Source organism: Commensalibacter sp. A3DC, assembly GCF_047307945.1.
GTDB classification, from domain to species: domain Bacteria; phylum Pseudomonadota; class Alphaproteobacteria; order Acetobacterales; family Acetobacteraceae; genus Commensalibacter; species Commensalibacter melissae.
This window is the reverse complement of sequence record NZ_JAXOQA010000126.1, coordinates 1-1,474: the sequence shown is the minus strand read 5'-3', so window position 1 is coordinate 1,474 and position 1,474 is coordinate 1. Positions and strand designations below refer to the sequence as shown.

Genomic DNA, 1,474 nt, shown 5'->3' with positions numbered 1-1,474 from the left:
CTGATAATCTATCTATCCTGGACTTATAGATTTGATAAAAGGCCTGTATCCCGGAATGTGAAAAAGCCAATCCTACAAAAAGAAACCGGATCAGGGTTTCAAGCGTTATCATAATAAAAATAAAAAAAAACATTGGAAGGATTTAACCCAAAATGAATAATTGAAAAAATACTTGAAAAATAAAGTAAAGCTTTCGGGTTGGTTAAATTGGTAAACAATCCGGTAAAAAAATATGAATGACCAATGCCGTGCTCTGCCGGCAATGGTAAATCAGCCGATCTGTAAATCTGAAATGCCAGATAAAATAAATAAACTAACCCGCCAAATAAAACTAATTCTCGTAAAAAAGGGTAATATTGAAAAATAAGGTGCAATCCCAACAACGAGAACAAAGCCCAGATAATTGCCCCCAATGTTGTACCCGTTACAACTTGAATGACAGCTTTTTTATTGCCTGTTAACCCTGTTCTTGAATTTAATAGAAAATCAGGGCCCGGTACTACCAATACACATAAGTGTATGAAAAATATGCTGATAAAAAGCATAATACAATAAAATTCTCATTAACTATTCAAAAAGGTCAGAAACAGTATTCCATATTAAATTCAATTCTTGTCTTCAAAATATAAAAAATATTACTTAACCCTTGGACGAACAGGTTTAGGCAAGGGAAATTTATTTTCCTTGATATCATTGGATAACGCTGGAAAAGGATCGATCCCGGTTTTGTAAATGAAAAAAGCTATACTCATGCGATAACATACAGGCCTATGTGAATTTTTACAAAAATAAACCCCAGCCTTTTTTAAGGACGGAATATAAACCGCTTTCCAGACTGCATAAGGAACCCATACTCCGTCATAACCGATTCTTTTGACCGGTTCCTGAAAATAAGAACCCGTTATAACATATAACTGATCATAGGATATTGCCATTTTCCTTACATTATGTTCAATCCAGTTCCATTTTCCACTATTCAGCTGCTTTGTCTGAGGTACAATATTACTGGAGATAAAAGTCTGTAACTGAGATTGATAATCAGGCATATCTCCACTAGGCGTCATATGACCACGATCAAAACCTGATCCTCTGTAATCCCTGACAACAGGATCACGATTATCAAATTTACCATATCTTTTCATATTCTTACTGGCCATTACCTGATTTTTTGTCAAAAATTCAGCTGAATAAATATTCCCCAAAGTTATATCTGAAAAAGAAGCGGCATAATCTTTGAAGCAGACTGTTTTTATCGGCCATTCAATAACTGGCGGTTTTCCATATAAAAACTTATTTTGACATGGAATTTGCGCTTGAACACAAATTCCAAATCCCAATAAAATAAAAAGTAAAACCAATAACTTTTTTTTCACAATTACTCTTCAATCTTTATCTAGTCCATTAAAAAAATAATGATTGATACATAATTACTGCGAACCTATTGCACAATATAAAGACAATTTTTTCTGATAGA

General features: G+C 33.4%; 2 protein-coding genes. Both read right to left on the bottom strand.

Going from position 1 to position 1,474, the window contains the following annotated elements:
* Nucleotides 1-98: 98 nt before the first annotated feature.
* Nucleotides 99-506 carry a LysE family transporter gene (locus U0839_RS08785; protein WP_196424840.1) on the bottom strand — a complete coding sequence of 136 codons (408 nt, stop codon included), beginning with the start codon at nt 504-506 and terminating at the stop codon, nt 99-101.
* A gap of 129 nt (nt 507-635) precedes the next feature.
* Nucleotides 636-1,373 (bottom strand): DNA/RNA non-specific endonuclease, encoded by a 738-nt coding sequence (locus tag U0839_RS08780; RefSeq protein ID WP_155565159.1) that lies wholly within the window; start codon nt 1,371-1,373, stop codon nt 636-638.
* Between the last annotated feature and the right edge of the window lie 101 nt (nt 1,374-1,474).